Genomic DNA, 25539 nt, shown 5'->3' with positions numbered 1-25539 from the left:
AACCTCCTATGTAAAAGAGCGCAAGTCCCCCTCCTTTTAACTTATCATCTCCGCCTGCTGGTGCCAAGCACCGCGCTATCGCCCATTGCGCCAAATGCTCTTGAACCGCCCACGCTTTTTCCCTTTGAAAGTCCTTTTTATGACACCGCCACCTGCAGCTTATTGCGAAAACGCTGGAGTATCATCGTAAATCGTTTACCAAAAAGGGCGTAAAAGAGGCAGTTGCCGATGGCATGGACCGTGTCAAAGGACAGGCTGGCCAGATAAGTGAGCAAGAAGGACTGCCCTGTATGGGGATGGACAAAGGCGCTCCAGTGCCAGAAGTTCATTATCCACCCGTAGAGATAACCCCAGGCAAAGAGAAAGGCGAGCATCCAAAGCCGCCCAATGTCCGGAAAAAAGCGTGTCAGCAAGCCTGCCGACAGGCCGGCCATGCCCCAACTGAACATCTGCCAAGGCGTCCAGGGTCCCTGGCCGAGAAAAAAATTGGACACGAGCGCTGCCGTCGCCCCGACCATGAACCCTGCCCGGGGACCGAAGACTGCGCCGGAGAGGACCGTCAAAAAGGTGACCGGCTGGATGCCCATCAAGGCGGAAAAAGGGATCCGGCCCACTGCCGCCAGCGCGCCCAGGACGGCGATCATGGCGAGTTCGCGGGAACAGATCTCTTTTCGCTCAAAAGCCCAGAAGAGCAGCAGCAGCGCCAGAAAGACCATCTCCAGAGCCAACAATCCCCAACCCTGCCGTCCGACGATGTTTCTTCCGATCAGACTGGCAAAGAGGGAACCGGCGGCCAGCGCCAGGATGAGCGGAACTTGCAGTTTAGGCCAAGCAGGCCACATGGACGTCCGCCTCCCTTCCCTCCGCTTGCTTGCGCGCCTGCCGACCTACATCCCGAAAAGCTGCCCAGGCGGCTTCCGGCGTCAGGAGCTGAGGCGCTGCATGGCGAAACAGGCGGCTGATCTGGGTCGAGTAAAAGAGCGACTCCCCCAGCACGGTCAACAAACCGCCCTCTCTGACCACCCTGCCGCCGTCAAGGATCGCCACGCGCGTCGCGTGGCGGGCGACAAACTCCACATCATGGGTAACAAGGATTACAGCGGCCCCACCATCCATCCGCCGTCGCAACAGCGCGCCCAGTTCGTCTTTCAGCTGCTCATCCATCCCCCGCGTCGGTTCGTCGAGCAAGAGGATTTCCGGATCGGTGGCCAAGACGGCGGCGATGGCTACCCGCTGCCGTTCCCCGCCGCTCAGATCGCGAGGGTGAACGCCGCGGTAGGCTTCGAGTCGGAGCTCTTGCAAAAGCCTCTCCACCGTCCCGTCGTCGGGGAGGCCAAAATTGCGTCGCCCGAAGGCCACTTCCGCTTCTACCGTGTCCTGAAGCAGGTAGTCGTTCGGGTTTTGAGCCAGGTAGCCGATCCGCCCACCGGCATGGAGGGAGCGAACCCCTTGCTTTGCCGATGATAAGGAACAGCGGCCCCGCCCCGGTTTTAACAACCCGGCGATGAGCCGCAAGAGTGTCGATTTGCCGGCGCCGTTCGGCCCCAGGAGCGCCAAAAAGTCTCCCGGCGCGACGCTCAGGCTGACATCCTGCAACGCCTCCCACCCGTCAGGGTAGCTAAACCAGATCCGATCCAGCGATACAGCAGCGTTAGCTGGCGGAACTCCCTTCCGGCCCTTCAACGTGGCTAGCTCCGGAAGGTTCGATGCATTGGAGGTTGTCGGCGGGGATAGAGAGAGTGCTCGTTCCGGTTCGCCTTCCCGAGAGAGCAGCGCCGCAAGGGCTTTGCGCCCGGCTTTGACGGTAATCGGAACAGGCGACAGGCCCATTCCGGCAAAGAAACGAGCCACCGGTGGCGCAAGGGTGCCCGCTCGACAGGCGCCCCACTGGGCCATCTCCCCAGGCGAACCGTTAAAAACGATAGCCCCTTCTTCCATGTACAAGACGCGGTCGGCCAGATGGAAGCACCGGTCCAGGCGCTGCTCCACCAGCACGATGGTCATCGCCAAGTCCTCATTCAGCCGCTTGACAAGACTCAGGATTTCCTCGGCGGCTGCCGGATCCAATTGGGATGTGGGCTCATCGAGGATGAGGACGCGCGGCTGCATGGCCAGCGCCGACGCGAGGGCCACCTTCTGCTGCTGTCCGCCGGACAATGTCCAGATCTCCCGCCCTTTGAGCGCAGACAGTTGAAAGAAGCTCATCACCTCGGCGATCCGCGCCGCCATATCAGCTGGGGAAAGGCCTAGATTCTCCAATCCGAAGGCGATTTCCGCTTCCGCCTCGGTCATGACCAGTTGCTTTTCCGGATCTTGAAAGACGATGGCCACCTCCCGGGCGAGTTCTCGCCGCGGCAGATCGATCAGCAGGCGGCCTTGATAACGCAGTTCGCCGCTGAACCGGCCGCCGTAAAAACGGGGAACGAGCCCCGCCAAGGCCCGAGCCAGCGTTGATTTTCCCGATCCAGATAAGCCGGACACCAGGACAAACTCCCCGTCTTCGATGCGCAAGCTGTTGATGCGCAAGGCAGGCTGCCTTTTTTCAGGATAGAAATAGCTCAGATCGCGGAGCGAATAAAGGTCCATTTGCGACACCCCCAATGCAGGATTACCGGGACCAGCAACCCCGCCAGGATAGAGGCCAAAGCCGTAAGCGTCTTAACATCACCGTGAAGGGGAGCGAGGGCCGGGTAATAGGCGTAGAGCAGCATACCCTCCCAGGCGCCCGCGACAGCAGCAGCGAGGGACAGGATCGCCCCGCCCATACAGAGGCTGTCGCGCCGCCGCCAACGCTTACGGCGGTGACTCGTACGGGGGCCGACGCCGAAGGCGCGCGCCTCCATTGCCTCTGCCGTTTCCCACGAATCTTCCAGTGATGCCAAGAGCAGCGCTTCCACCAGTCCGGCATACTTGCCCACCCGCTCCCCGATGGTCCCCTCGTCAAAACGTACGCCCCGCATTTCCTGGATCTGACGGATCTGTTCCAGCCGCCGGCGCATCGTCGGAAAAAGCCGCGTCGCCAAGGAGATCACCATAGTCGAGCGAAAGGCCACCCTGGAGAAGAGATGCAGCAGATCGTCAGGTGAGAGCATGCCGCTGTAAATAAAAAACAGGCTGAGGACATTGAGCAGTTTCAAGGCCATAGCCGCGCCGTAGGCCACAGCTTCCATGGTGATGAACAGCGGTCCCAGCAACGGGATGGTCGGTCCGCTCCAGAGGACCGTCTCCCCAGACCGCACCAGGAGCGGGTTGATGAGCAGGATCAGCGTACTCATGGGCAGAGCGAAGCCCATCGCCTCGTTCCATTTTGCCCACCGGCCCAAGGCCGCGATCGTGACGGCTTGAACCGCGAGAGCGCCGGCGAGAAAGAGGGGGTGGTCGATGAACATGAGTAGAAAGAGGAGTGAGACAGCATAGGTCAAGGCAGCCGCCGGATGCAAGGTGGTCAGTATCGATGCGCTCTCTAAAACATGAATCGGCTGATTCCGCCGTTGCGCTGCATCGGTCATCGTTTCTGTTGCAGCAGCGCCTCCCAATCGGGGCTCGGCGCATCCATCTCATTGCTGTACCACCAGATGATCCGATCATCCCTTTGCACTGCTTTTTGGTTGGCGGCCACCATGGGCGTCTCATCATTGACTTTGTACATCCAACCGCGCATCCCCTGGTTAACCTGGCCGTTGATGCTGGTGACAAAACTTCCGAAACCTGCGCCCATGCCATACCGCAATCCTGTCGCCTCCAGCGCTCCCAGGGGCGTTTTACCCCAACGGTTATCGTCTTTGATCAAGACGCTCTCCGGTCCGAAAAGCAGTTCTCCCTTTTGGCCGACGACGGCAATCGACACAGAGAGACCCTTAGGGATTTCTTTATCTACAGAAGCCTCTGTTTCTCCCTTTGCCTCCTTGCCGCCTGTCACTGCAGGAATCTCGGCTGACTTGCTCATCCCTGAAGGGGCCTTTTCTACGCCTTTCGTCAGCTCCTTGGAAGCAGGCGAGGAAGGAACGCCCTTTTGCGTTCCTTCCTCACTCGGTTGAGTGGAGGTGTTCTGTAGAACAGGTGGCTCTTTCGCGACCGCCCCTTGGGCTTTCTCGTAAGCATCCCTATCGGCAGCGGTGCTCAGCGCCGTCTGTATGTTCTCCGATGTGCCGCTGTTTCCGGAAAGAGAGACAGCCCCAAACAACAGGGCCAAGAGAACCAGCAAAAATCCCCAATGCCAGCCGATTTTCTTGCCCATCGCCTTCACCTCCTAGACTGTTGCAGGATTACTGCACCAACTTGTCGATGAGCGTCGCCGCCTCGGCGCGGTTGGCCTCTGCCCGGGGCCGGAAGCTGCCGTCTTCATATCGGCGCAACAGGCCTTGCTTGACCGCTTGGGCGACCCAAGGGCGTGCCCAAAGCGAAATCGCCTCCTGATCGGTGAAGGGCGCCCCTCCCGTCTCTGTCTGCTGCCAACGGAGCGATTTGCCTAACATGACAGCCATCTCTTCCCGGGTGATGCGGTCATGGGGCCGAAAAGCACCATCAGGGTCTCCATTGACGATACCGGCCTCGGCAGCGGCGGCCACTACCGGGGCGAACCAATCCCCAGGCTGCACATCGCAGAAATTCGCCTGGCCTGATGTTGGCAGGCGCCGGCTGCGGACGAGCAAAGCGGTGAACTCAGCCCGCGTGACGGTCCGACCCGGTTCGAACCTGTCCGGCGCAACACCGCGGAGGATATCGGCCTCAGACAACCGCCGAATGCTCTCGGCAGCCCACTCGAACCCCGTCAGATCGGCAAAGGGTGCTTGGACTTTCGCCATAACCGGAAGCGCCTCGGGCATCGCTCTTGCCAAGACAGCATAGTCGGAAAAATGACGAAGTTGCGTCAGGAACACGCCTTTGACAGCGTCGTAGACGGCAGGCACGGCCATCCAGGCCTTGGATTTTACATCAAAGACAGCCAGCGACACATCTTTCGGGCTTACTTCCGGGGGCAGCGCCACGCGCAAGGCGACGGTGACCGGTTCGGCAAAGGTCGTTCCGTCTGGACCAAAGCGGTAGAGGGACGAGAGGAACCGAAACCCTGCCGGCGCCTGTTGCGCTGATTGCTCAGTCGCCGAAGGCGGCGCCGTTTCCTGGATGGTCACTTTCATGTCCCTTCTCAACGCCTTGGCTGGCACCGCCAGGGCGACTTCTCCCTTGGCATCGGCGATGACCGCTCCTTGATCGGCCTGTACCTCCTGCTGCAAGAGCAGGCGATTATCAGCCTGTTCACGCTGCTGTTGTTGGTAGGCCGCTTCGGTAAGCGGCTGAAACTCGCCCACCACCACCAGGGCCACTAAACCGCTGTCGATCGCCTCGACAGGTCTTTCCTGTGCCAGCGCAGTCGAGGCGGCCTCTTTTTTCAAACGCTCCAAGGCTTGAATCGCTTTATCCGATGCCTGCAACACTTGAGGAAAATGCTTGATTTGTTCAGTGATACTGGTCGGAACCGTATTCGTCGGCTGCGGTACGCTTCCCAGCGACTTGCCGCTGATTACATCGTCCCAGGTCGGTCCGGGGTTGTTCATATCCACGCTGTACCACCAGATCACTTCGTCTCCCGATTTCACCGCCTGATCTTTGGCTGCTGCCATCGGGGTGACTTCGTTCACCTTGTACATCCAACCGGACATCCCCTGGTTGGCTTGACCGGCGATAGAGGTCACGAAACCGCCTCGGTCAGCGTAGTGCAAACCGGTGCGCTCTAACGCCCCCAGGACGGTCATTCCCCAGCGACCCTTTAGGCTCACCTTGACAGCGGCAGGACCGAAAAGTCTCTCGCCAGATCTGCCGATCACAGCGACGTACACATCGGCTGTGTCATCCTGCGGAGTGATCCCGCCGTCCGACCCGACGCCGGAAGGCAGGCCGTTTAGCACCAGGTAAGCGGCCAGGGCTTCCGTAGCGCCAAAAACGTTCTTGCTGCCGCCGAAGCTGCCGTCCTTGTTGAGGGCCTTCGTCAACATCCAATCGACGGGACTCTGTTGGTTGCTGTTTTTCAATTCACCGGGATTCAGACCGAGCTTTTGCATGGTGACGATCATTTCCGCCGTGTCGACGACGGGATCGTCGAAGGAGCCGCCGAAGCTGCCGTCTGCCTGTTGCTTGCTCTTCAAGTAGGCCAGTCCGTCAGCTATCGCCTGTTGAACAGCAGCATCGCCATCCATCCCGGGCAGACCTTTTAGCGCCCGGATCGCCTGGGCCGTCGACATGAAGTCGGCATAGAAAGCGCCGCCAAAAGATTCGCCCCAAGCGCCTTTGTCCGATTCGTTCTGTCGTTGCTTGTTCAACAGATAGGCGCGGGCGCTTTCCTTGATTTCAGCAATTTTTCCAGCTTCCTCCAAGGCCAGATAGGCCCAACTGTCGCTGTAGATGCTGTTGGAAAAGCCGTCCTGCGCTGTGTGACGGGCCAGGAGCAAGTCTGCCAGCTTGTGGGCGCGTTCCTTTTCCTGCAGCGCCTGCATCGCCATGAGGGAAAGCGCCAACGGTTTGACACGAGGCGCCTTCGACCAGCCTCCATCGTCTCCTCCGTATTGCTCATAGGGGAGGCCGAGCCGCTTCAAGGCGATCAGCGTTTCGGCGGTGGCGGTAGTGCTGTCGCCGGAAACAGGGATGGCCGCCGTATCCTTATGCTGGATCGCTTTGAGGTAGGTCTGGATGGCATCGATGGCCTTGTCGATGTCCGCTCCCGCTCTAAATCCGGAAAGGGCTGACAACACCTGGGCCGTCAGTTCCGGTTCTTTGGGGCTATAACTGCCGTAGGCGCTCCCTGCCGGCGTTCCCCAGTCATCACTGTGGTCTGTGCGGAACCGGTTGATATAGTTGAGGACCTTCGCCGGCTCGATGCCCGCCAGTTGGTTGCTTTGTCCCAGCGCCTGCAATACGGCGACGTCATCATAGAGGGATGCGCCGAAGCGGACGCCGTCGTCGACGGTCTGCTTCTGATTGCGAATGGCTTCCGCAAGGGCGTTGATCTTTTCGTGGTTTGGCTCTAGCTGATACAGGGCCGTCAGGTGCTTGGACAACTCGGTGACGCTCTTACCATCAGGATTGTCGGCAGCATAGACAGCATCGGCGACAGCCTGCTCGCGCAGCGTTTTTCCCTTTTTCTGCCAGTAGGCTTGCGTCAAGTCCTCACCGGCAAGGGCGAGCGCAGAAACAAAGCGGGCGTCAAAAGAAGCGAACCCGGTGTTCGAATAGGCTTCATCGCTCTGGGCAAAGCGCTCCCGCAGAAAGTGAACCCCTTTTTCGATCGCCTGTTCGACCCGTTCCTTCAGGGGACCAACGGGGACATCGCTTTTGATCCGGGCCAAAGCTTCCAGGCTGACCTTGGTCCCATACTCGTTGGCAAAGGGACCGAAACTGCCGTCGCTATTTTGATTGGCCAAAAGATAGGTAATCAGGTTGTTTTTGCTTCCCAGTTCAGGCCCGATCGCAAGGGCATCCGCCTCAGATATCCGTTGTTCTTTCACAGATAAGGAATAAGGCGGCGTCCATTTGGCTGCGCCCAGATCCTCCTTTGCCGCGATCAACACGGCAGCCGTATAACCATCAACAGGTTCTCCGCTCTTCACCTGATTGCAGATGAAATCGACGGCCTTGCCGGCCAGCTGCCCGGCCTGGACGGAGGGAACTCCCGACGCCGCATGGGCTGTGAAAAGGGGCAGGCAAAGGCTCCAAAGGAGCAGGAAAACCATCGCCAGCGCCGCTGTTTTTCGGCCGCTCTGATTGGCACGATAAAAGTAATGCAAGACCATCCATCCTCCTGTTCATTTATCTGTGTTTTCGCCCTGTCTTTTGGGCTGAATCCCCTTTATGTCCTTTCCTTCGTCTGCCTTCTCTGCTTCGTTTGCTTTATTTACTTTGCCCCTGTCGCTTCTTTCGCTTGACCTGCACGGCGGCCTGTTGCGCTCAAGTAGGCTTGAACAGCCTGCCGCAGGGCTGCGCCGGCGGTGGCAGCGAGCAAGGCGCCAAGCCGTGTCGTCGGCCCGGCATAGGCCAGCGGCTCACCGCCGGGCCGGGCTGCCACCACCACAGCGTCGGTACCTGTGCCGGTGGCCCAGTCGCCTGTCTGGGCGCAACAGATACGCAATTCCCGCAATACCCGGCTTTTCGCTTCTGTGATGGTCTGTACGGCGTTGATCAGTGCCCCGTCGGTGAGTGAGTTATCCAGAAAAGCCATGATGTTGATCGTCCCGATTTCCGGTGTCCTTTCCCAGCAGGGGGTGACGCCGGCGGCGCAGGCGTTGCGCACACCAGCTGTCACCACCACCGAGAGGCCGATAGGGCCGCAACGGTTCTGCATCCAGGCCGCCTGAGAGACCCGGGCGGCTGTCATCAACGCAGTCGTTTGATCGATGGGGCAATCGGGGAAAGCGCCCGTCAGAAAAGCGATCGTCTCGCCTTGCGGCTGACATTCATTGTAATTTTTGTGCACCTGCCGGTTGACAAAAAAACGTTTGTCGCTGATCCCCCCACCGAGGATGCCTGAACTGACACAGCGCCAGGGCATATCGGCGGCGATGAGGATGCACTCTTTTTCGAGGCGACCGCGCAGTCCGGGAAGGAGGGAGAGCCAGCTTCCCGGCGTCCTTTCCGGGCAATAGCGGCGGATGAACGCCAAGGCGCTTTCCGCATTTCTATGGAGACTTCCCATCCCGGTAGTGACGCCCCTGTATGCCATGGTGTCTCCTCCTTTGGTGTGTCGTTGGCGGTTGCCGGTAAGCACGAAGAGGCAGGTCTCCTGGCTCGGGGTCATCTGAAGCGCTGTCTTCCCGGCAGCCTGCTGCCAGTGACATGGAAGAGCCTCATCACACCCTTACAGTGGCGGGACCGCGCCGGTTTTGCACCGGACTTTCCATTTCACTCCTGCCCTTCGGGACAGGCGACCTGTTCGTATGATGCAGTTGTCATTTCTTTCCTATTGAGGAAGGAACGAAAAAAATGTCTTCATCCGCCCTTGGAACGCAAAAAACCTCAGCCTATCGGCTAAGGTCATGGCACAGTCGGACCGTGACGCATCCCAAGAGGAAGATGCATGAACGGCAAAGCAGACCACCTCCCTATCCGCGTAGGTACACCGGCAGTGTCAGAACAGGCAGGTCTCCTGGCTCGAGATCATGAGCCGCCTCTGCGTCTTCCCAGCATCTAGCCAGTGACATCGCACAGGGGGCCTCCCTCTCACAGTGGCGGGACCGCGCCGGTTTTGCACCGGCTTCCCTTTTCACACCTGTCCTCCGGACAGGTGACCTGTTCCCAGACTTATTCGGTTAATGGTTTAGTCTATTCGGGATGAAGCGGACAATTCCTTCTTGACCATGGCTGCCGTCCCCTGATCGGGCGCTCCCTATAGATCCCCCGTCACTACCGACCACTGTTCCTCAACAGGCGCAGGCAAAAACAGCGTCGCCATCGCCGATTCCATCGCCATCTCCTCTCCAAATAACGTCAACTGTTCCCCGCCAGCCATTCCTTTGATCGCCCCCTGCTCCGGCATAACCAGCCGTTGCCGGAGGCTGGTCGCGTCCGGCCCGATTTCACCGTAATAGCGGCCGTTACAGGTGATGAAATAGCGCGCCCGCTTCATGACGACGCCCATCCGGCCCAGGTGTTCAAAGTGGATCCTTCCCAGTCGCCGAGCCGCAAGGATGCGCTTGGCCGACTTGACACCGATGCCGGGCACGCGCAGGAGGGTGCGGTAATCGGCGCGGTTCACCTCGACGGGAAAAAAGCCGAGGTGGCGCAGCGCCCAGCCGGTCTTTGGATCCAGTTCCAGGTCCAGGTTCGGGTTGTCGGCGTCGACGATCTCGTCGGCCCGAAAGTCGTAAAAGCGCAGCAGCCAGTCAGCCTGGTAGAGCCGGTGCTCCCGCAACAGGGGCGGCGCAGGCAATGCCGGCAGGCGCGGATCGCTGCTGACAGGGACATAGGCTGAGTAGTAGACCCGCTTCAGTTGAAACTTGCGGTAAAGGCCCTCGGCGAGGGTAAAGATCTGCCGATCTGATTCAGGGGTCGCCCCGATGATCAGTTGAGTGCTCTGACCTGCCGGGACAAAGGTGGGCGTCCGGCGAAAGTGCCGTCGCTCCTCCCGGTTCTGCGCGATGGCGCCGGTGATCTGCCCCATCGGCCGAAGGATGTTCTCCTTCTTTTTTTGAGGGGCCAGGCGGCGCAAGCCTTCACTGGTGGGCAGTTCGATATTGACGCTCATCCGGTCGACGAGGGAACCGGCTTCGGCGATGAGCCGGCTGTCGGCACCGGGGATGGCCTTTAAGTGGATGTATCCGTTGAAGCGGTATTCCTTGCGCAGCTTGCGAACCGTCCGTACCAGTTGCTCCATCGTATGGTCCGGTCCCTTCTCAATGGCGGAGCTAAGGAAGAGCCCTTCGATGTAGTTGCGGCGGTAGAAGTTGATCGTCAGATCGGCCAATTCATCCGGTGTAAAAGAAGCCCGAGGAACGTCGTTGGAGACGCGGTTAACGCAGAAGGAACAGTCATAGCAGCAGACGTTGGAGAAGAGAACTTTGAGCAGGGAGATGCAGCGGCCATCGTCAGACCAGCTGTGGCAGATGCCAGAAGAAGCGGTGCTGCCGATCGTACCCGCCTTCCTCCCCCGATTGCTGCCGCTGGAGGAACAGGAAACATCGTATTTGGCTGCTGTCGATAAGATCTGCAGTTTTTCACTTAAGTGCATGGCCATCATCGCCCGTCGGAAAGAGTAAATGCTATGAAGCGTTATGTAATATGCTAAATTGTGGATTTTCCTGATATGGAGGAAGCGAAGACTGACGCAGAAAAAAGCGCCGATTCGTACAAGTGTTTCTATCCAATATCATTCTTATCATAACGGATCGGCTTCCCACAGGCAACCAGATCAGGCAACAGGGTTCCTGTTTTCTTTGGCCTTGATTCTACTTCAGCGTCCTTCTCCTGTTTTGCTTCGTCGCCCATTTTCCGGCCCATCTCCTCAGCCGATAAAGGGTCGCTGAAGAGGTGTCCCTGTATCTCGTCACAACCGGCGGCAGTCAGAAAATCGCACTGTTCTCTCGTTCCGACGCCGTCTGCGGCTACATGCAGATCGAGGCTGCGGGCGAGGGCGATCAAGGCCTTGACGCTCTTCCGGGCATCATGGCAGGCGCTCAGATCGATGACCTGGGACGCAGCGATTTTTACTCTGTCAATAGGCAGCTTCTGCAATAGCGTAATGCGGCTGTCGCGCTTTCCGTACTGGTCCATCGTCAGGCTTAGGCCGAGCGATTTCAGATCACCCAGCACTATGGGGGCTAGATCGGCAAAGCGAAGGATGACCTCCTCGCTGATCTCCAGTTCCAGCCAGGCAGGTGGCAGACCGCTCTTTTGCAGCGCCTTTTCCACTGCGGCGAGCAGATTCGGATGTTGAAACTGGCGCGCCGACAGGTTGACGGCCATCCGCACAGGCGGCAAGCCTGCATCCTGCCAAGCCTTGTTGCGAACGCAAGCTTCCTCCAGACACCATTCGCCGATAGGCACGATCAGCCCTGTATCCTCGGCCAAGCGCAGGAACTCCGTCGGCGAGACCAGCCCCAGATCGGGGTGCTGCCAGCGGATCAATGCCTCGACAGCGCACCAGTTTCCCGTGGCCGCTTCCACCTTCGGCTGGTAGTATAAGACGAATTCGCCCTGGTCCAAAGCGCGGCGAAGGCGGGTTTCCATAGCCAGCCGTTCGAAGGCCCAGGCGTTCAACTCGGGCGTATAGAGTTGATAGTGGTTGCGCCCCTGCGCCTTGGCTCGGTACATGGCCGCGTCGGCGTTGTGCATCAATGTCTCCGCCTCTTCACCGTCAGTCGGGCAGACGGCGATGCCGATGCTGGTAGTGATGCAAAAGGACGGTATGCCTTCGAATGACCATGGCTGGCGGAGGGAGGCCAGGATCTTCTGGGCCACCTTGGCGGCGTCTTCTACGCTGCCGATCTGCGGCAGCAGGATCGTAAACTCGTCGCCGCCGAGGCGCGCCACCGTGTCGCTGTCCCGGACAGCCCGACGCAGGCGTCCCGCCACACCTTGCAGCAGCAGGTCTCCCAGCGCGTGGCCATAGGTGTCGTTGATCTGCTTGAACCGATCCAGGTCGAGAAAGAGGACAGCGAGCATGTAACAGTTCCGCGTCGCCTGAGCGATCGCCTGTGTCAGGCGGTCGATGAAGAGCAGTCGGTTGGGCAGATCGGTCAAGGCGTCATGGTAAGCCTGATGCTTGATCCGTTCCTGGTTGCGCTTGTCTTCGGTGATGTCGCTGAAAATGGCGGCATACTGGGTGGTCCGGCCGTGGCTGTCCTTGATGGCGCTGATCGTCAACCAGGCGGCGTACAGTTCCCCGCTCTTGCGGCGGTTCCAGATCTCCCCCTGCCACTGGCCCGTTTCCAGCAAGGCCTTCCACATCTTACGGTAGAATTCACCGTCATGGCGCCCTGATTTTAAGATGCGCGGGCTGTTGCCGATTGCCTCAGATTCACTGTAACCTGTGGATCGGCAAAAAGCCGGGTTTACCGACTCAATGACACCGCCGGCGTCGGTGATCATGATGCCTTCTGTCGTAGTCTCAATGACCTTGGCGGCCAGCAACAGCCTTTCCTCGACTTTTTTCCGATCGCTGATGTCGTGGAAAGCGGTCACGGCCCCGGTGATCCGGTCATTGACACGCAACGGGGTAGAAACGAGCGATACGGGAAAGAGAGCGCCATCCTTGCGGGTAAAGTATTCCTCGTCGCTGCGGTAGGTTTCGCCGGCGCCGATTGTTTTTAGAACGAGGCAGTCTGCCTCGGCGATGGGATCGCCTTCCGGACGACGGTTGTGGATGATGGAATGAATCTTTTTCCCCAGCAGTTCGGGAAGACTCCAGCCCAGGAGCCGCTCCGCTTCCGGGTTCATGAAGGTCAAACGCCCCTCCGCATCGAGGACGATGAGGCCTTCCCCGAGCGCCGAAGCGACGGCGCTGAGTTGTGTTTCTCGGGCTTTCAGCGCCTTTTCCGTGTGCTGCGCCTGCAACAACCGGCGCACCCGCTGCCGAAGCACGGCCCATTGGATCGGTTTGGTGATATAATCGGTTGCCCCTGACTGGTAAGCCTTTTCTACAGAGGCGTCGTCGTCAAGGCCGGTGATCATCAACACGGGAGCGCGACGGTGGCGGGGGAGCGTCTGCAGCTGTGCGCAAAGGGCAAATCCGTCCAACACCGGCATGAGAACATCCATCAAGACGATGTCTGGTTCTGCCTGTTCATAAGCTTCCAAGGCCGCCGCGCCATCCTCGGCTTCTATAACAGCGTAGCCGTCTTTTTCTAGAGCGCGCCGCAGCATGAACCGCATCGCGGGGTCATCGTCGGCGACCAGGATGAGGGGTTTTTTTAAGCACAAATCTGTCATTCTGCGTTCCTTTCCATCACTTCCGAGATAACATTGCGCCCTCATTATTCACATTATCGAGCCACACCTCGGCAGTGTCAAGCAAGCACTGAAAAGGACCCGTTCCGCCGTAAAAAGCAAAAAGCCGGAGCTGTCGCCCCGGCATCCATGTACAATTTGTTTGGACGCTCCCTTAGATGTGTTTGTTCAGCAGTTTGATCAGTTCATCCTTCGGTTTGAAGCCGATGGCCTTATCGACGACCTGACCGCCTTTGAAGACCAGCAAGGTCGGAATGGACATGATGCCATACTCGGCGGCGGTGGCGCGGTTCTCATCGACGTTCAGCTTGCCGACGACAGCCTTGCCGGCCATAGCGTCAGCAACTTCGTCGATGATGGGGGCGATCATCTTGCAGGGTCCGCACCAAGCGGCCCAGAAATCGACGAGCACCGGTTTGCTGGACTGCAGGACCTGAGTGCGGAAATTGTCGTCCGTCAGGGCGACCACGTTTGCGCTAGCCATGGAACTACCATCTCCTTCAGACTATTTTTATTTTACTTGGTGAACTTGGTAAGTACGTCGACGAGTTCCTCCAATGCTTTTTCCTGCTCTCCCGAGAGCGGTACGTTGGAAAGGCACCGGCGGGTGTGATTCATGATGATCAATGTGCCAACCCGGTTGATAGCCGCCCGGGCCGCAGCGACTTGGACGAGTAGGTCAAGGCAGGCTTTGTCTTCAGCGATCATTTTCTGAATGCCCTTGATCTGGCCTTCAATCTTCTTCAATCGCCGAATCAGCGCCTCTTTCGATTGGGTACATTCCAGATCCGCCACCCCCAGTAGATACCCATACCCCGTATCCATATTCATTGTATAAGATTACTTCGCCGCTGTCAAGAGACCGGAGGCCTCTAGGATATCGCGGACGACGACGGAGGCGACGATCAGACCGGCCACGGAAGGGACGAAGGAGATGCTCCCCGGTATCTGGCGCTTCTGCTTACATGATGCGCCGAAGGGCCCCTTAGGATGCGGACAGATGCAGTTGTCGGCGCAGGCCGCCTCTCCTCTGAGGGGACGCGGGGCCTCCGTCGAATAGACCACTTTCAGTTTGTCGACGCCGCGCTTACGCAGTTCCTTGCGCATCACCTTGGCCAGCGGATCCATCGTTGTCTCGTAAATGTCAGCCACTTGGAAGCGGGTCGGATCGAGCTTGTTCCCGGCGCCGAGGGCGCTGACGACAGGGACGCCGACCGCTCTCGCCCTTTCGATGATGGTCAGTTTCCCCTTCACCGTATCGATGGCGTCGACGACATAGTCCAATTCCGGCGTGATGATCTCCTCCCCTGCCTCGACGCCGTAGAAGCGGCGGTAGCAGGTCACTTTTGCCTGCGGATGGATGTCCTTGACCCGCTCGGCCATGACCTCCACCTTGGCCCTGCCGACGGTGGAGTGAAGGGCGTGCAGTTGTCGGTTCACGTTGGTCAGGCAGATCTCATCATGGTCTACCAGCACAAGGCTACCTACGCCGCATCTCGCCAGGGCCTCGACGGTGAAAGAACCGACGCCGCCGACGCCAAAGACGGCCACGCTGGCGCTGGCCAAGCGTTCGATCCCCTCATCGCCGATGAGCAGTTCTGTTCTGGCAAAGGCCTGTTGTTTCACTTCTTGGCCGGCTCTGCTTTCGGTGCTTTGACGGGAAGGTCCAGCTTGATGTGCAACTCTTTCAACTGGCGAGGGGTGACGGCGCTCGGGGCGTCGACCATCATATCAGAGGCGGACTGGGTTTTGGGGAAGGCGATGACGTCGCGGATGGTGTCGCGACCGGTCATCAGCATGATCATGCGGTCAAGGCCGAAGGCGATGCCGCCGTGGGGCGGTGTGCCGTAATCGAAGGCGTCCAGAAGGAAGCCGAACTTCTGATAGGCTTCTTCGGCGGTCAAGCCGAGGATGGCGAACATTTTTTCCTGGATGTCACGGCGGTAGATGCGCAGGGAGCCGCCACCGAGCTCGACGCCGTTGAGGACGAGGTCATAAGCCTTGGCCCGCACCTTGCCCGGTTCTTTGTCAAGCAGGTCCAGGTCTTCGTCTTTGGGCGCGGTGAAAGGGTGGTGGATGGCGTTGTAGCGCTTCTCTTCAGGATCATATTCAACGAGGGGGAAGTCAACGACCCAGGCGAACTCCAGTTTTTCCGAGTCGATCAGGTTGAGACGGCGCGCCAGTTCCTGACGCAGGAAGCCGAGGGAGGCGGCTACGACAGAGGGCTTGTCCGCCACGAAGAGGAGCAGGTCGCCTTTTTCGGCGCCCAGCCGATCCAGGACGGCGTTAAGCTGTTCGTCGGTGAAGAACTTGGCGATGGGCGACTTGGGGCCTTCCTCGGTCATCTGGATGTAAGCGAGGCCCTTGGCGCCGTAGACGGCGACGCCCTTCGTCAGATCATCGATCTCCTTGCGGGAGAAGTGGGCGCAGCCTTTGGCGTTGATGGCCTTCACCTCGCCGCCGCCCTTGACGACGCTGGCGAAGACCTTGAACTCCACGTCTTTGACCGTTTCCGTCAGATCGATCAGTTCGAGACCGAAACGCAGGTCTGGCTTGTCGGAGCCGAAGCGGCCCATCGCCTCGGCGTAGGGGATGCGGCGGAAGGGCGTGGAGATCTCTTTGCCCAGGGCCTCTTTGAAGATATGGGCGACCATCTCTTCCATGAGCGTCAGCAGGTCGTCCATCTGGGTGAAGGACATCTCAATGTCGAGTTGAGTGAACTCAGGCTGGCGGTCCGCCCGCAGGTCTTCATCGCGGAAGCAGCGGACGATCTGGAAGTAGCGCTCCATGCCGGCTACCATGAGGATCTGCTTGTAGAGTTGAGGCGATTGGGGCAAGACGAAAAACTCGCCGGGATGGATGCGGCTCGGCACCATAAACTCGCGAGCGCCCTCCGGCGTCGATTTGGTCAGCATGGGCGTCTCGATCTCCAAAAAGCCGTTGCGGTCGAGGAAGTCGCGCATGGCTTTGGCCGTCTTGTGGCGGATGATCAGGTTGCGCTGCATCTCCGGGCGGCGCAGGTCCAGATAGCGATACTTGAGGCGCACCGTCTCGTCGACGTCCACCCCGTCTTCGATGTAAAAGGGCGGTGTCTTGGCGCTGTTTAAGACCCAGAGCTGGCGGGCATAGACATCGATCTGACCGCTGGGCAGGTTGGCGTTGACGGTGCCCTCAGGACGGGGGCGCACGTCGCCCGTGACGGCGAGGACGTACTCGTTGCGAACGTCCTCGGCTTTGGTAAAGGCCTCTTTCCCTACTTCGGGGCTGAAGACGACCTGAACGAGGCCGGAGCGGTCCCGCAGGTCGACAAAGATGAGTCCGCCGTGGTCGCGGCGGCGCTGAACCCAGCCCATGAGGGTCACCGTTTGGCCGGCGTGGTCGATGCGCAGGTCGCCACCCCGGTGGGATCGTTTCAGGCCTGTGAACATATCGATCATCATCTGGTGAATCGTCCTTTCATCTATGTAGCGCAAGGGAGCAATCCGCCGCGCCTATTCTCTCCAAAAATTATATCCATGATCGTAACGCAATCCTAACTCACAAAGAAGCCTTGATCGCAATGAAATTCATGATCGCAATGATCACTAGTTTTCCCGGTTTGCGAAGAGGTTATCTAGGTACTCCGCCGCCTCACCGAGAGGAATCTGCTGCTGCTCCCCTGTCGCCATCGTGCGCAGGGTCAGTTTCCCCTCTTTCAGTTCCCCTTCGCCGACGATGACGACATAGGGAACGCGGAAGCGGTCGGCTGTTTTCATTTGAGCTTTCAGGGAGCGTTCCAGGTAGTCCATCTCCACCGCTACACCGCGCTGGCGCAGCTTCTGGGCGAGGCCGAAGGCAACCGGTTGGGTGCCTTCACCGGCCAGGGCGATGAAGAGGTCTCGCTGTTCGCGGCTGTCGGCGTCGAGCAGCCCCTGATTTTTCATGGTCAACAACACCCGCTCCAGGCCGAGACCGAAGCCGATGCCCGGCACAGGCGGACCGCCGAGGGCCTCGACGAGGTGGTCGTAGCGGCCGCCGCCGCCGATGGAGGATTGGGCGCCGATGTCCCTCGAGACGATCTCGAAGGCCGTCTTCGTGTAGTAGTCGAGGCCGCGGACAAGGCGGTCGTCGAGGCTGTAGGCGACGCCGGCGGCGTCGAGGAGTTCTTTTACGTCAGCGAAGTGGTTGGCACAGTCGTCACAGAGGTGGTTCACCGTCGTCGGCGCGCCCTGGGAAAGCTCCTGGCAGCGCTGGTTCTTACAGTCCAATACCCGCAAGGGGTTGCGGTCCATCCGTTTTTTGCAGTCCTCGCAGAGCTCGCCGCCTTTCGGACGCAAAAACTGGTGCAACGCCTCGCGGTAGGCCGGGCGGCAGGCCGGGCAGCCGATGGAGTTTAGGAGCAGTTCCAGGTTCTTAAGGCCCAGCCGGCTGTAAAAGTCCATGGCCATAGCGATGACCTCGGCGTCGACGCGAGGGCCGGAAGCGCCGAAGACCTCGATGCCAAACTGGTGAAACTGGCGCAGACGCACCGTCTGGGGACGGCCGAAGCGGAACATGGGACCTGTATAGTAGAGCTTCACCGGCAAAGAGCCGGCGTAGAGCTTATGTTCGAGGAGGGCGCGCACAGTCGGGGCGGTGCCCTCGGGGCGCAGCGTCAGATCGCGGCCGCCGCGATCCTGAAAGTCGTAGGTTTCCTTCTGGACGATGTCTGTCGTATCCCCCACGCCGCGGTGGAAGACCTCGCTGTGCTCAAAGATGGGGGTGCGGATCTCTTCATAGCCGTATTCGCGGCAGAGGCGCCGGATCGTGTCCTCCAGGGTCTGCCAGTGCCGCGACTGACCAGGCAGGATGTCCTTAGTGCCGCGCGGAGCGCTGATCAGCATTAGGTTCCCTCCAGTTTTTTCAGTTTGCGCCCGATGATTCCGTCAAGGCGCTCCACGTAGTTCATGGGATCCTTCGGGTTGTGCCAGGTGTCGAGAATCTCGCCGTCTTCGGCGCAGACGATCTTTGTCGCGGCGCCGGCGCCGATCCCCCAGATGGTCTGGCGTTCCTCCATAACATGAATGTTATAGATGCACTCCCGTCCCGGCACTGTGTAGCCCACATTCTCCTGATTGGCCAGGATGCGCTTCTGCCGGTACAGGTAGTAAGGGACGAGCCCCAAGTCGCGCGCGCCGGAGCGGGTGACAGCCAGCATGGCCTCCACCTCGTCCGCTGCGGGCAGGCTCCACTGTTCCCTCTCCGCCATCAGCCGCGAAGCCCGCTTGATGGCCATCGTGTGAACGGTCAGGTTTTCGGGGCAAAGCGGCGCGATCCGGTCGAGGGTGGCGCGGACAGAATCGGCGTTCTCACCGGGCAAGCCGATGATCATGTCCATGTTGATAATCGGAAAGCCGATGGCGCGGGCCAGCTCGACCGCTTCTACCACATCGTCGGGCCGGTGGCAACGGCCGATCCGTTTAAGCGTAGCGGCGTTCATCGACTGGGGGTTGATGCTCAACCGGTTGACGCCGCCGACAAAGGCGCGCTGTAGTTTGTCACGGTCCAGCGTGTCCGGTCGACCGCCTTCCAAGGTGAATTCTACCGTCTCCGGGCCGCGCAGATGCCTATTGACCCAACAGAACAGTCGCTCCAGTTGTTCCGACGACAACGCTGTCGGCGTGCCGCCGCCGATATAAATATGCTGCACCTGTTGTCCTGCCTGGCAGAGCGCCGATCCGACCGCCTCGATCTCCTTCCGCAACGAATCAAGAAAGGGCTCCAGCCAGCCTTTGAATTTCTTGACGTCATAGCCGGGGAAGGAGCAATAGAGGCACCGGGTGGGGCAAAAGGGGATGCCGATATAAACGCCGACCTTGCGGCGAGCGTCGGGACTAGAATAGAAGAAGGGGCGCTGCCGGAGGGCGATCTCCAGGAGCAGATCCGCCTTTTCTGGTAGGAGGGCGTAATCGCGAAGCAGTTCCGCTCGGATGGATCTCAGGTCTTTCCCCTGATCGAGGCGGCGATGGACGATCTTTGCCGGGCGCACACCGGTCAGGATCCCCCAGGTGTTGGGTCGTGCGCCGCTGTAGTCCTCTAATGCCCGCAGGAGGGCGAGCTTTGCGGCACGGCGGCGGGCGTTCTCCCTCTCTCGACGGTGGTCGTCGTAAGCAGTATCGCTATCGCCACCCTCCTTCTCGCCATCGGGGGACAACAAGGCCTGCCCTAGCCCTACCCTGCCGGCATGGCAGAACCGAGCCGCGAGCATCGGCAGTCCTTCGTCTTTGGCTTTCTCGCAAAAGCAAACCTCTGCTGTTCCTGCTGCAGCAGCAACGCAGCCGCCTTCCGTCGAAAAGTCGTCATCCTCGACAAACTGGGCATCGGGGAAATAAATCCAGAGGATTTCTTGCAGGGTGACCCCATACCCCGGGGGCATCCCCCGCAAGCAGACATCCATGGGATAACCTCCAAGCCATCAGCGATCAATGGCAGATATTTATTCAGTCAAAAAGGGATTGTTCACCCGCTCGAAGCCGATGGTGCTCTCCGGTCCGTGACCGGGATAGACGACCGTGTCGTCCGGCAGCGCAAGCAGTTTTTCCCGGATGGAGTGCAGGATTTGGTTGTAGGAGCCGCCAGGAAGGTCGGTGCGACCGATCGACCCGTGAAAGAGGGTATCTCCTGTAAAGACGACGCCCTGTCCCCTCAGGCAGATGCCTCCGACTGTATGACCAGGCGTGTGGAGGACTTCCAGCCGAACGGTGCGTCCGATGGTGAGCACATCGCCGTCCTTGAGCAACCGGTCTGCCGGCGGGCTGGTGATGGACGCGCCGATATAGAGGGAGAGATTTTTGCCAGGAGAGATGATGGACGCCGCCTCCGCTTCATGGCAGAGGATCGTCGCGCCGGTCGCTTTTTTGATGTCGCCGTTGGCGGCGATGTGGTCGCTGTGGCCATGGGTGTTGATGATGGCCACGATCTTGGCTTTTGCTTCCTCAGCGCGGCGCAGGAGCATCTCTCCGTCGCCGCCGGGATCGATGAGGGCCGCCTCGCCCGTCTCGGGGCACTGGACGAGGTAGCAGTTGGCGGCAAGCATGCCTGCTTCCCAACGACGGATGTTCATGATTCGCCTCCTCTTCCTTCTACCATCAGCGTAACGGGGCCGTCGTTGATGATCTCGACGACCATGTGGGCCTGGAACTGTCCTGTGGCCACGGTGAGGCCGAATTTTCGTAATTCCGCTACGACCGCTTCGACAAGGCGGCGCGCCTCATCGGGCGGCGCCGCCTGGGTAAAGCTGGGCCGGCGACCTTTGCGGCAATCGCCGTAAAGGGTGAACTGGCTGACGACGAGAACCTCGCCGCCCACATCGGAGACAGAGCGGTTCATCTTGCCCTGTTCATCTTCAAAGATGCGCAGGTGGGCGATCTTTTCCGCCACGTAGCGGGCATCGGCTTCCCCGTCGCCCTGACCGGCGCCGACAAGGACGACGAGGCCTGGCCCGATGGCACCGACTTCACTGCCTTCGACGGTCACCCGCCCGCGCAACACCCGCTGGATCAACGCGCGCAATCAGACATCCTCCTATCCAGCAAAGGCCGTTCTGGGGGTCTATCGGAACCCTCTATACGAGCCGCTGCGAATCAAGCAAATATCCTAACCCAAGAGGGATTCGCCGTCTCTCTCCGCTTTGGTGTTGGGCGTGAGGCGGCGAACTTCGAGGACATCGCGCACCCTGGAGACCTTGTCCATCAAGAATTTCAGGTGTCCGAGATCGCGGATCTCAACGACCATGTTGATCTGGGCCATCTTATTCTTTGTGGCCCGCGAGTAGATGGAGTTGATCGATGTCTTCGTGTCCGCCACTGACAGCATCACATCGGTCGTCAGCCGCTCGCGGTCCATGGCGATGACCTCTATCTCCACCTGGTAGGTGGCTTGGGAGGTGGCGTCCCAAGCCACCTCGACGATCCGTTCCCGCTCCTCTTCGGACATGTTGACCACATTGGTGCAGTCGACGCGGTGGATGGAGACGCCGCGCCCCTTGGTGATATAGCCGATGATCTCGTCGCCCGGCAAGGGGTTGCAGCAACGGGAGAAGCGGATCAGCACGTTATCCACGCCGCGTACCCGCACGCCCTGAGAGGGCTTGCCGAAACCGGAGAAAGGTTTCACCTCCGGTGGCGGCGCCTGATCCTCTTCCAGGCGTTTTTCTTTTTTCAACTCTTCTTTCAGGCGCAGGATGATCTGGTTGACCGTCAAGACGCCGTCGCCGATGGCGAAGTAGAGATCATCCGCAGTCTGATAATTGAAACGCTTGCTGATGTCCAGCATCCGCTCGGTCTTCAAGACATCAGCCGGATCAAGCTTGAGTCTTTTCAGTTCCGCTTCCAGCGCTTCCTTGCCCCGCTCGACAAACTCTTCCCGCTTCTCCTTCTTAAACCACTGGCGGATGCGGTTGCGGGCGTTCGAGGTCTTGACGACATTCAGCCAGTCCCGCGAGTGGCCTGCCGTCGTTTTCGTCAATATTTCAATGATTTCCCCGTTGTTCAGTCGATAATCGAGGGGGACGATGCGCCCGTTCACCTTGGCGCCCATGCAGCGGTGGCCCACATTGGAGTGAATTCGATAGGCAAAGTCGATGGGCGTCGACCCGGCCGGCAATTCGATCACATCCCCTTTCGGGGTGAAGACAAAGACGGCGTCAGAGAAAAACTCGATCTTCAAGGTCTCCATGAAGGTCTGCGTATCTTTCTGATCGGACTGCCATTCGAGCAGTTGGCGCAGCCAGGCCAGCTTCTCCTCGAAGCTGCGTCCCTGCGTCTTCCCGCCTTCTTTGTACTTCCAATGGGCGGCAATGCCGTATTCGGCCGTCCGGTGCATCTCCGCGGTGCGGATCTGCACCTCGAAGGGCTCGCCAAGGGGACCGACGAGGGTGGTGTGTAGCGACTGGTACATGTTCGTCTTTGGCGTAGCGATGTAATCCTTGAAGCGCATGGGGATCGGCTTCCAGATGGTATGGATGATCCCCAGGGCGCCGTAGCAATCCTTCACCGAATCGACGAGGACGCGGACAGCGATCAGATCGTAGATCTCGGAGAGATCCTTCTTCTGAGAGGTCATCTTGCGATAGATGGAATAGAAATGCTTCGGCCGCCCTGAGATCTCCGCCTTAATGCCGACGGCCGCCAGCTTTTCTCGCAAGATGGCGATGATCTCGTTGATGCGCTCCTCTCGCTCAGCCCGCTTGGTGGCGATGCGCGTCACCAAGTCATAGTAGGTCTCAGGTTCCAAGTAGCGGAGGGCCAGGTCTTCCAATTCCCACTTGATGCGTGAAATCCCGAGCCGGTTGGCCAGCGGAGCGAAAAGCTCGATCGTCTCAATAGCGATCTCCCGCTGTTTTTCCGGCGTCTGATGCTTCAGGGTGCGCATGTTGTGCAAACGGTCGGCCAGCTTGATCAGGATGACGCGGATGTCCTTGGCCATAGCCAGGAACATCTTGCGCAGGCTCTCGACCTGCTGCTCCTGTTTGGAGTGAAATTCCAGGCGGCTCAATTTGGTCACACCGTCGACCATGAGGGCCACTTCAGGGCCGAAATCCTTTTCCAACTGCTCCTGGGTGATCGCTGTATCCTCCACCACGTCATGGAGCAGACCAGCGGCGATCGTCGCTACGTCCAGTTCCAAGTCGGCCAGGATATAGGCAACGGCCATGGGATGGTAGATGTAGGGTTCCCCGGACTTGCGCAGTTGGCCGGTGTGGGCTGCATCGGCATATTCAAAGGCCCGGCGGACGAATTCAAGATCGGCTGGGTTTTGCGTATAACTCTGGACTCGCTTTAACAACTGTCCCAAGGTTACCTGCATCTGCTCACCTCCCGAGAAGGCCTTACGGCAAGTCGTATATTGCTTCGGAAAACCTAAAAAAGGGCAAAGGCATTACTATCTTCTCTTCGCGACTCGGAAATCCTCCAAAGGGATCGAAATCCTCAACGATTGCGAAAGGCTGCCTACATTGTCCCAGATTTTGCTATACACTATTCTCATCCATGAAAATCGCTCTCCTCCGGCACAGAATATAGCAGAAAACCCCCGGGATTCCGGGGGGCGGTTCATTGTCTCCCTTCTTTGTGACCGAACTGACACTCGCCACAACGTTCATCACAGGGTTCCTGGTGGACGAGGACGGTGCTCTTGGGGAAGATCTCCTGGATCTCCGCTTCCACCCGATCGGAGATCTCGTGGGTCTCCTGAATCGATGTCCGTTTGCAAAAGACCATATGCATGTCGATGTGGCGCTCAGCGCCGGAACGGCGTGTGCGAATGGCATGAACGTTGACATACTTCTCCGCATGGCGCTGAATCCGCTCCTGAATCTGACTCTCTTCCTCTTCGGGAAGCCGCTGGTCCAAGAGTGGCATAAAAGCCTCTTGCAGCAGGTCCCAGGAGGCTTTGACGATCAGAAGCGCCACCCCGATGGCCACCAGCGGGTCGAGGATCCACCAACCGGTCAGCTTGAGCAGGATGAGGCCGACCAGGACACCCAGCGAGGTGTATACATCGGTGCGGAGGTGCAGCGCGTCTGCTTCCAGGGCGACCGAGTCGGTCTTGCGTGCTACCGCCATCAGCCGCGATGACACATAGAAATTGACGCCGGCTGAGATGGCCATGATCAGCACACCCCAACCCGCCTCAGGCGCCATTCCCCCATGGCTGAGCTTCTCAACCGCCTCGTAGATGATCCAAATGGCTGCCAGGAAGATCAACAGCGCTTCGATGGTCCCCGCCACGTTTTCGATCTTGCCGTGTCCGAACTGGTGGCTGTCGTCGGCGGGACGACTCGCTTCCCGGACGCTGAAAAAAGCGATCAGCGCCGCCACTAGATCAAGCCCCGAGTGAATCCCTTCAGAGATGACGCTGACAGAACCGATCAGCCAACCGACGGCTAGCTTGCCGATGACCAGCAATAAATTGGAAAAGACCGATAACTTCGCTACCCGCAGCCGTTCATCCACGATCCCTTTCCCCTTTTTGTCCAAGCCTTTTCTTATCCAAGCCTTTCAAAGATCGGAAGCCAAAAACACTCCCGCCACCTATTGTAGCACAGTTTGCGCAAGCAGAAAGCACCCCAGTTGCCTGGAGTGCTTTCCAGAACCTTTTCTTGACTTGCAGTCTATGGCGATTCGCAGTGATTTCTCGCTTTTCCATCGCTTCTAGGATGTATCGCTGATGACAGGCGAAGAGCGATGGCCGAAGCTGCGCTTACGCCGCTTTCGCTTTCGCCCGCCGCTGCGCCCGTTCCCACTGCTTCAGATCATACCAGACAGGGCTGGCGTTGAAGATGGACGAATAGGCGCCAGCGATAACCCCGAGCAACATGGCCAGGGTGAAGACCTTGGTCGTATTGCCGCCCCAGAAGAGCAGGGCTACGAGCACGAAGATAACGGTGAGAACCGTGTTGATGGAACGGGTCAACGTTTCTTTTACAGAACGGTTGACAAGGGCGTCCAGGTTCTCGTCTTTTTTCTTCTTGCGCAGGTTCTCCCGGATGCGGTCAAAGATGACGATGGTGTCATTGATGGAATAACCGAAGACGGTGAGGATAGCGGCCACAAAGGAACTGTCTACCTCGATTTGGAAGATGGAGAAGAGACCTGTCACCACCAGAATGTCATGGAGCAGTGCGATGATGGCGGCGACAGCGAATTTAAATTCAAAGCGGAAAGAGATATAGGCGACCATGCCGATGATGGCGAGCAACAAGGCCAGCAAGGCGTTGCGGGTCAGTTCTTTGCCGACGACCGGGCCGACGTTCTCATCCCGTTCGACCGTCAGGTCGCCTAGTTGGGTTTTCATCGCGCCAACCAGTTCGTTGCGCTGGCTTTGTTCCAGCGTATGGGTCCGGACGATGACGCTGTTCCCTTCCGCCAACTGGATCGTGGAGGAACCAACATTGGCCTTGTCCAGAACGTCGCGGACATTTTCGACAGTGACGGCTCTTTCAAATTTCAGCTGTAGCATGGAACCGCCGGTAAAGTCGATGCCGAGGTTTAACCCTTGAAGCAGCAGGGAGATCAACCCAGGGATCAGGATCAGCAAGGATAGGGCATACCAGATTTTGCGGCGACCGATGATTTCCATGTCCGGGTC

At 59.1% G+C, this 25539-nt stretch carries 19 protein-coding genes and 2 riboswitches; all 19 genes read right to left on the bottom strand.

Annotation, left to right across the window (positions count from 1 at the left end):
- Positions 1 to 137: 137 nt before the first annotated feature.
- Positions 138 to 842 (bottom strand): ECF transporter S component, encoded by a 705-nt coding sequence (locus HM1_RS08375; protein WP_012282922.1) that lies wholly within the window; start codon positions 840 to 842, stop codon positions 138 to 140.
- On the bottom strand, positions 823 to 2586 hold the full coding sequence (locus HM1_RS08370; protein ID WP_012282921.1) for an ABC transporter ATP-binding protein: 1764 nt from the start codon (positions 2584 to 2586) through the stop codon (positions 823 to 825). The genes HM1_RS08375 and HM1_RS08370 overlap by 20 nt, the downstream gene beginning before the upstream one ends.
- Positions 2559 to 3536, bottom strand: coding sequence for an energy-coupling factor transporter transmembrane component T (locus HM1_RS08365; RefSeq protein ID WP_236995004.1), 978 nt, complete (start codon positions 3534 to 3536; stop codon positions 2559 to 2561). Before HM1_RS08365 ends, HM1_RS08370 begins: the two co-directional genes overlap by 28 nt.
- Complete coding sequence (locus HM1_RS08360; RefSeq protein WP_012282919.1) at positions 3506 to 4237, bottom strand: DUF4430 domain-containing protein; 732 nt, start codon at positions 4235 to 4237, stop codon at positions 3506 to 3508. The genes HM1_RS08365 and HM1_RS08360 overlap by 31 nt, the downstream gene beginning before the upstream one ends.
- A gap of 28 nt (positions 4238 to 4265) precedes the next feature.
- Positions 4266 to 7778, bottom strand: a complete 3513-nt coding sequence (locus HM1_RS08355; protein WP_049754087.1) for an S-layer homology domain-containing protein — start codon at positions 7776 to 7778, stop codon at positions 4266 to 4268.
- Positions 7779 to 7885: 107 nt separating this feature from the next.
- Entirely contained in the window at positions 7886 to 8710 is an 825-nt protein-coding gene (locus HM1_RS08350; RefSeq protein ID WP_012282917.1) for an adenosylcobinamide amidohydrolase, read from the bottom strand.
- A gap of 33 nt (positions 8711 to 8743) precedes the next feature.
- A riboswitch (cobalamin riboswitch) is annotated at positions 8744 to 8935 on the bottom strand.
- Between the two features lie 171 nt (positions 8936 to 9106).
- Positions 9107 to 9295, bottom strand: a riboswitch (cobalamin riboswitch).
- 78 nt (positions 9296 to 9373) lie between these two features.
- Entirely contained in the window at positions 9374 to 10714 is a 1341-nt protein-coding gene (locus tag HM1_RS08345; RefSeq protein WP_041315163.1) for a putative DNA modification/repair radical SAM protein, read from the bottom strand.
- A gap of 128 nt (positions 10715 to 10842) precedes the next feature.
- A complete protein-coding gene (locus HM1_RS16450) occupies positions 10843 to 13413 on the bottom strand; it encodes a two-component system response regulator (protein WP_049754086.1) in 2571 nt (856 codons plus the stop codon).
- Between the two features lie 172 nt (positions 13414 to 13585).
- Positions 13586 to 13915 carry a thioredoxin gene (gene trxA / locus HM1_RS08335; RefSeq protein WP_012282913.1) on the bottom strand — a complete coding sequence of 110 codons (330 nt, stop codon included), beginning with the start codon at positions 13913 to 13915 and terminating at the stop codon, positions 13586 to 13588.
- A 32-nt stretch (positions 13916 to 13947) separates the two neighbouring features.
- The gene (locus tag HM1_RS08330) at positions 13948 to 14262 is read right to left on the bottom strand and encodes a metal-sensitive transcriptional regulator (RefSeq protein WP_012282912.1); all 315 of its coding nucleotides are present in this window, start codon (positions 14260 to 14262) and stop codon (positions 13948 to 13950) included.
- Between the two features lie 9 nt (positions 14263 to 14271).
- Positions 14272 to 15057, bottom strand: coding sequence for a tRNA threonylcarbamoyladenosine dehydratase (locus HM1_RS08325; protein ID WP_012282911.1), 786 nt, complete (start codon positions 15055 to 15057; stop codon positions 14272 to 14274).
- Positions 15054 to 16868, bottom strand: a complete 1815-nt coding sequence (gene aspS, locus HM1_RS08320; RefSeq protein WP_041315154.1) for an aspartate--tRNA ligase — start codon at positions 16866 to 16868, stop codon at positions 15054 to 15056. Before aspS ends, HM1_RS08325 begins: the two co-directional genes overlap by 4 nt.
- Positions 16869 to 17015: 147 nt before the next feature.
- A complete protein-coding gene (hisS, locus tag HM1_RS08315) occupies positions 17016 to 18293 on the bottom strand; it encodes a histidine--tRNA ligase (protein ID WP_012282909.1) in 1278 nt (425 codons plus the stop codon).
- Positions 18293 to 19846: a coproporphyrinogen dehydrogenase HemZ gene (gene hemZ, locus HM1_RS08310; RefSeq protein WP_012282908.1), complete on the bottom strand. Its 1554-nt coding sequence runs from the start codon at positions 19844 to 19846 to the stop codon at positions 18293 to 18295. Before hemZ ends, hisS begins: the two co-directional genes overlap by 1 nt.
- Positions 19847 to 19885: 39 nt before the next feature.
- On the bottom strand, positions 19886 to 20512 hold the full coding sequence (locus HM1_RS08305; RefSeq protein ID WP_012282907.1) for an MBL fold metallo-hydrolase: 627 nt from the start codon (positions 20510 to 20512) through the stop codon (positions 19886 to 19888).
- Positions 20509 to 20961: a D-aminoacyl-tRNA deacylase gene (gene dtd, locus HM1_RS08300; RefSeq protein ID WP_012282906.1), complete on the bottom strand. Its 453-nt coding sequence runs from the start codon at positions 20959 to 20961 to the stop codon at positions 20509 to 20511. The genes HM1_RS08305 and dtd overlap by 4 nt, the downstream gene beginning before the upstream one ends.
- A gap of 84 nt (positions 20962 to 21045) precedes the next feature.
- Positions 21046 to 23256 carry a RelA/SpoT family protein gene (locus tag HM1_RS08295; protein WP_012282905.1) on the bottom strand — a complete coding sequence of 737 codons (2211 nt, stop codon included), beginning with the start codon at positions 23254 to 23256 and terminating at the stop codon, positions 21046 to 21048.
- 245 nt (positions 23257 to 23501) lie between these two features.
- Entirely contained in the window at positions 23502 to 24404 is a 903-nt protein-coding gene (locus tag HM1_RS08290) for a cation diffusion facilitator family transporter (RefSeq protein WP_041315146.1), read from the bottom strand.
- Positions 24405 to 24651: 247 nt separating this feature from the next.
- Positions 24652 to 25530 carry a protein translocase subunit SecF gene (gene secF / locus HM1_RS08285; protein ID WP_012282903.1) on the bottom strand — a complete coding sequence of 293 codons (879 nt, stop codon included), beginning with the start codon at positions 25528 to 25530 and terminating at the stop codon, positions 24652 to 24654.
- Between the last annotated feature and the right edge of the window lie 9 nt (positions 25531 to 25539).

The organism is Heliomicrobium modesticaldum Ice1 (assembly GCF_000019165.1).
Taxonomy (GTDB): Bacteria; Bacillota; Desulfitobacteriia; order Heliobacteriales; family Heliobacteriaceae; genus Heliomicrobium; species Heliomicrobium modesticaldum.
This window is presented reverse-complemented; position numbering and strand designations above follow the sequence as displayed.

Bases quoted from the DNA above. Each gene is read 5' to 3' on its own strand.
- HM1_RS08375 (WP_012282922.1), bottom strand. From the start codon at position 842: ATGTGGCCTGCTTGGCCTAAACTGCAAGTTCCGCTCATCCTGGCGCTG.
- HM1_RS08370 (WP_012282921.1), bottom strand. From the start codon at position 2,586: ATGGACCTTTATTCGCTCCGCGATCTGAGCTATTTCTATCCTGAAAAA.
- HM1_RS08360 (WP_012282919.1), bottom strand. From the start codon at position 4,237: ATGGGCAAGAAAATCGGCTGGCATTGGGGATTTTTGCTGGTTCTCTTG.
- HM1_RS08350 (WP_012282917.1), bottom strand. From the start codon at position 8,710: ATGGCATACAGGGGCGTCACTACCGGGATGGGAAGTCTCCATAGAAAT.
- HM1_RS08345 (WP_041315163.1), bottom strand. From the start codon at position 10,714: ATGCACTTAAGTGAAAAACTGCAGATCTTATCGACAGCAGCCAAATAC.
- HM1_RS16450 (WP_049754086.1), bottom strand. From the start codon at position 13,413: ATGACAGATTTGTGCTTAAAAAAACCCCTCATCCTGGTCGCCGACGAT.
- trxA (WP_012282913.1), bottom strand. From the start codon at position 13,915: ATGGCTAGCGCAAACGTGGTCGCCCTGACGGACGACAATTTCCGCACT.
- HM1_RS08330 (WP_012282912.1), bottom strand. From the start codon at position 14,262: ATGAATATGGATACGGGGTATGGGTATCTACTGGGGGTGGCGGATCTG.
- aspS (WP_041315154.1), bottom strand. From the start codon at position 16,868: ATGATCGATATGTTCACAGGCCTGAAACGATCCCACCGGGGTGGCGAC.
- hisS (WP_012282909.1), bottom strand. From the start codon at position 18,293: ATGCTGATCAGCGCTCCGCGCGGCACTAAGGACATCCTGCCTGGTCAG.
- hemZ (WP_012282908.1), bottom strand. From the start codon at position 19,846: ATGGATGTCTGCTTGCGGGGGATGCCCCCGGGGTATGGGGTCACCCTG.
- HM1_RS08305 (WP_012282907.1), bottom strand. From the start codon at position 20,512: ATGAACATCCGTCGTTGGGAAGCAGGCATGCTTGCCGCCAACTGCTAC.
- HM1_RS08295 (WP_012282905.1), bottom strand. From the start codon at position 23,256: ATGCAGGTAACCTTGGGACAGTTGTTAAAGCGAGTCCAGAGTTATACG.
- secF (WP_012282903.1), bottom strand. From the start codon at position 25,530: ATGGAAATCATCGGTCGCCGCAAAATCTGGTATGCCCTATCCTTGCTG.